3 protein-coding genes and 1 pseudogene are annotated in these 5,289 nt (G+C 40.2%); all 4 read right to left on the bottom strand.

Annotated features, from left to right (window positions below; all coding sequences use genetic code 11):
* Positions 1 to 119 precede the first annotated feature (119 nt).
* A pseudogene (locus FYJ75_RS14085) lies at positions 120 to 281 on the bottom strand (DUF6110 family protein); the annotation flags it as partial.
* Positions 282 to 406: 125 nt separating this feature from the next.
* Positions 407 to 2,344: a sensor domain-containing diguanylate cyclase gene (locus FYJ75_RS14080; RefSeq protein ID WP_154431040.1), complete on the bottom strand. Its 1,938-nt coding sequence runs from the start codon at positions 2,342 to 2,344 to the stop codon at positions 407 to 409.
* Positions 2,345 to 2,522: 178 nt separating this feature from the next.
* On the bottom strand, positions 2,523 to 4,538 hold the full coding sequence (locus FYJ75_RS14075) for an ATP-dependent helicase (protein ID WP_154431039.1): 2,016 nt from the start codon (positions 4,536 to 4,538) through the stop codon (positions 2,523 to 2,525).
* A gap of 379 nt (positions 4,539 to 4,917) precedes the next feature.
* Positions 4,918 to 5,145: a hypothetical protein gene (locus FYJ75_RS14070; protein WP_154431038.1), complete on the bottom strand. Its 228-nt coding sequence runs from the start codon at positions 5,143 to 5,145 to the stop codon at positions 4,918 to 4,920.
* Positions 5,146 to 5,289 lie beyond the last annotated feature (144 nt).

Raw genomic sequence — 5,289 nt, 5'->3', positions numbered from 1 at the left:
TGGATGAATTGCATCAGCGAAGCTGCTTGTCATTGACATTTAGCTTAGGTGCGAAGTAACATCTGACAGCCTGAATGATTGCAACAAAAAGTTAAAGTTTTACTGACAACTAGCTTGACAATGAGCGTTACTGTTTTCATCACACAGTCTTTCGCACGAAGGGCTGCTGCTGTACAGTTTGTGTAAACTTTCTTTGCGTCATCACTTGCAAGAATCTTGATTCCTGCTGTTCCGAATAATGTTCCTCCTGCAAATAATGCAATTTTCTTCCAATCTACCATGATGGTTCCTCCTTTGAATCTGATTTTTATCATTAGAGCGCGATATTTTAAAATATATAAGCATCTAAGGCCTTCGTTGTTGATAACTTTTCTCATCAAAGCACATTGTATCTGATAAAAAGCATTTATTTATTTCTGGCATTCTGAAGCTGTCTTAATCTTTTTGCTTCATGATATTTACGCTTGTCTTCATACATGATTTTCTCTGCATCATGAATCTGTCCTTCAATGTTCTTACTATCTTCCGACCACAGTGCTCCACATGCCGTACTTGCCTGTCCTCTTCCCAAAAGACCTGATGTCTTTTGTACAAGTTCATAAAATTCCTTCTCCTGAATTCCGGACTGTATGACAACAAACTCATCACCGCCTACACGGTACACCTGTTTGGGGAATACGGAATCAATGCATTCTGTGACCTTTTTGATCAGACGATCCCCTGCTTTGTGTCCATAATGATCGTTGGTCTCTTTCAATCCATTCAGATCAAAATACGCAACGCCTACATCCCGGATCAGATTCTCTTTATAATGCTGTAATACTTCCTCGAATTTGTTCCGGTTGTAAATACCTGTCGGCTCATCGCAAAAGCTCATACGCTTTAATTTTTCCTGCTCATCTTTACGATATAAACTATCTGAAATGTAGAACTCAATCGATGTCAGAAGTGACAGGTCATTATAATTTTTCCCAGGATTATCCACACCAAGAAATCCCTTGATCTTGCCTTTTTCCATCAGAGGAACAGCAATCAGGGAACGTATATTCTGTGCTTCAAGTGCTTCATAAGTTCCGCTCCCTGGTTTTACTTCTTTATCACGGTCAGAAATATAGAACGTACCCTGTTTTTGAAACATATCAATCCAGAACTGAATATAGGAAAGCGGAACATTCTGCAGATTATCAATCTCTTTTGTAACACCGTCTGCAGCATACTCATAGGTATTCCTTGTAATCTGCTTCTCATAATCATTTTCAAATAAATAGGTACGGTCTCCATCAAAATATCCGTTTACGATATGAAGCAGATTATCGATGGCTTTGTCGATGTCCGAATACGTCGAAAGTTCCTTCACACATGCATTCAATGTCATGGAAATCTGAAGCTGATGCTCTGTCTGTTTTTGATTGCTCAAAAGCTGATTGGTCTTATGGATCGAGATCAGAAGATATCCGATCAACATAAGCAATCCGATTCCTCCAATGCGTAACATGGCCCGTCTCATCATGTGAAGCGATGCAAATACAACATTCTCCTGTTGAATAACAAGTACTTCCCATGGGAAATTTTCGGATGGAGCATAATACATGTAAGAGTCTTCGTTATTAACTTCGGACTCAAACGCCACTCTTCCTGTCTGACTGTTCATGATCTCTTTTTCAACATCAACGTTCTCGTAACCCTTTAAAAGTTTCCGATTTTTCATATCTTCTATATTGCCCAGTTTCTCATGCCAGTTATCCATAACAAAACTGCCATCTCTCTGATCTACAATACATACCGTTGTGTCTTCATCGTATACTTTCACCTGAAAAAGCTCCGAGAGCTGTTTACAGTCCATAATTCCGATTAAAACTGCATGTATGCCATCTTCATCTTCAATTGGTACTGCATAACCAACAACATCTGTTCCCGTCTTAGGATCTGTTCTTCTTCTGGACATATGATCCCCTCTTGCTGCAATTTCATCAAAAGGAAGTTCTGTCTGAACTCTGGTTCCATCTGTCGCAAGAGCGCTTCCATCCGGATAAAGCACATCAATTCTCGTAAAAATTGTTGTGTCCTGTACTTCTTTTAATTTTGAAGCAAGTTTCTGGTCATCCTGAAGTGCACCCCCATCCAGAATGGAACCTGCTGTCATTTTCAAAAAGTTGCCATTATCTTCTAAACGTATCTGGATTTGTTCATTCACATCATCTGCTGCATTCTGTAAAACCAGCCAGCACTGATCCTCTTCCCACTCCATAATGTTAGAATATCCTGTCACAGCAACAATAACCGTTACGATAATAACAATCCATACCGGTAAAAGTTGTATGATAATCCTGCTTAATTTCTTCATTCGTAAATCCCCTATGGTACCTGAATTATGATTTTTGTTCCTTTCCCTGTCTGACTCTCAATCACCACGGTACCGTATGCCATTTCCTATACACGTTCCCTCATATATATCCCTTATGTACTATATTATACACGACATTCCGCCAATCTCCAATGTTTTTTAATCAGCATTGAAAATTCTACTCCTTCTCAACTGTGATCATATGATTACCTAACACCACTGACATTGCCAGATTCCGGACACTTCCATCTGCGAATTCGACTCTTGCTGTATTCCCTTCACATTTTTGCACAATCCCTTTGCCGAATTTCAGATGACGGATTCTCATCCCCGCTTTCAGTTCTGTCGCCGGATTACTGGTAACTTTCTTTTTCGAAAAAAGCTCTGTTACAAACGGTGAATTTTCTCCATTCTGAAATGAGAAAACATATAACTCATTTTTTGCCCGCGTCATTCCAACATAAAACAGTCTTCTTTCTTCTTCATAAGCCGCCGGCTCCTTTGTCTGATTCACTCCCGGAAGCACGCCATCGATCATATCTGCAAGATAAACTCTGTCATATTCAAGGCCCTTGCTTGCATGTATCGTTGACAGAATCAGATTTCCATCCCTGTGCATAGTTCCCTCTGACATGATCTGCTGTAACTGGATCAATCGATTCTGAAATTCAGAAAGATTCTCCTCCTGATCGCCGAGCATTTTTAAAATATCCGCTTTGCCGGAATCCATCCCACGGTCATCCATATATTCTCCATATCCCATAAAATGAATGATCCGATAAATTGCTTTTCCTGCATTCTCATGCACAAGATTCTGAAAATGTGTAAGCAGAGCCTTCCCCTGTCTTCTGGTGTAGCTGGACACGTCCGCTTCTTCCAAAAGCGTTTCAAGCAAAGCCCCCTGTCCAACATGATGATCGATTGCATACATTGCCTGAGCCTTACTGATTCCTGCCCCCATTTTATAATAGATTTTCAAAAATATCTCCCCATCCCATGGATTTTGAGCCAGAGAAATAAAATCACAAATGTCTCTTACCACAGGGTGTGAGAAAAAGGTTGTGTCATGATTTCGAATCCGATATGGAATTCCTCTTCTTTCAAGAATGTCTATAAGAGGCAGGGCGCTTTCATGATTCCGATATAAAACAGCCGTCTCTTTATCACATTCTTCTGCAACTTTTGCAAGATAATAATACTGGTTTCCCCGGTTTTTTACCGGAATCTTCCGTACACTGCCCTTCTCTTCCCTGGTTGGTCTGACATTCTTTTTGTGGCGGTTTTTGTTCTTTTGTATAAAACGATCTGCCGCTTCTACAATTTCACTGCCGCTCCTGTAATTCAACTCCATGAAAAGCACAGCAGCACCAGGATGCGTCTTTTCGAATGATGACAGTACCTGTGGATATGCCGCCCGGAATCCATAAATACTCTGATCTTCATCTCCAACCATAAACAGATTATTCGCTGATGATGCAAGAAGCGCAATCATATCATGCTGTATTTTAGACGTGTCCTGTGCTTCATCCACACATATATATGTATATTTCTGTTGAAAATACCGCAGTACCTGTGGGTACTGTTCCAGTATCCGTAACGCATATACAATCTGATCATCATAATCGATCATATGCCGTTTTTTTAATTCCTTATTATATTTTTGGAAAATTTCCCGAAAATTCGGTATTTTTTCTTCCATCTTCTGAATCTCATTTAGATCAAGACGCATATTCTTAGCATACGTAATCCCGGTCTGAAGATCTTTCAGATCACTTTCTGTTGCAAAATTTCCGGTCACCTCATGAAATGTCTGCTTGATAAGTTCCGCCGCCTCCTTGTCTGCAACATCATACACCGTCGTATGATTGCACTCTGCAAAATACTGTAGTATCTTCTGTGATATTCCGTTGATCGTACGGAATTCAAGCTGCCTTGCATATTCCTCACCAAACATGGAAATAAAACGTTCTTTCATGTCTCTTGTTGCCGCCACGGTATATGTTACCGTTAATATCTGCTGGGGCCGTATTCCTTTTCCATAAATCATATAGCCCAGTCTGCTTACCAGAACAGTTGTCTTTCCACTTCCCGGCACTGCCAGTAACAGCACCGGTCCATCCACTGTACAAACAGCCTCTTCCTGCTGTTTATTCAATGTAATATTATATCTTTCTTTAAACTGTTCATATGTCATAAGGTTTTCCTTTCACTTCGCTGTCATTGGACGCTGGTAAATATTCTTTTAATGATACTATCCAGTGTAGCATATTGGAATTTTTCTGAGAAGTGATTTTCGTCTTTTATTCTTTATTCTGGTGTCTCTTTTCATCGCTTGTCCTGGTTTGTAGGAGAATTGGATTGTCCTTCATTCTTTCGTGGTCTGCCATAGACTGTCATGAAAATTGATTATTCTTTGGCACTTGCGTTGGTTTAGCTCCGTAATGCTGAACTCTTTTGCATTTATCTTCGCTTTTTCTCCGTAATCCTGGCTTTTTCTCTTTCTACGGAGAATAATGAGAGGTTCTGGCCTCGCATTCTGCTGGTTTTCTCCGTAACCAGCCTAAAGGTTCCATTTACACCGTCACTTTTCTCCATTTTGTCGGTGTAATCACTCTGAAATGGCCGATTACGGAGAATCGCCCTCTTTCGCAGCTGTTTTCCCTTTGTTTTTCTCCGTAATCGATCAAAAAAGCTGCTGTACGGATATTCCTTCTGTTCTCCCTGATAAGCAAAAGATCCAGTCCTTGTACAGGACTGGATCTGTCTGACCGGGAAACACAGCTATCACACTTTAATGCCACGTTATATTTCCTATAAAATAAAAAATAGGCTTCGCCTATTCAACTCCCCTGCCCCTCAATCTTGAGGGGTGGGGTTTTCTTTTGCTTCATTTTTCTACATAATAGACATATGAATATCTTACAAACAATCTTTACAGACTATTA

Origin of the sequence: Roseburia porci (genome assembly GCF_009695765.1) — a bacterium.
In the GTDB taxonomy this organism is placed as follows: Bacteria; Bacillota; Clostridia; order Lachnospirales; family Lachnospiraceae; genus Roseburia; species Roseburia porci.
This window is presented reverse-complemented; position numbering and strand designations above follow the sequence as displayed.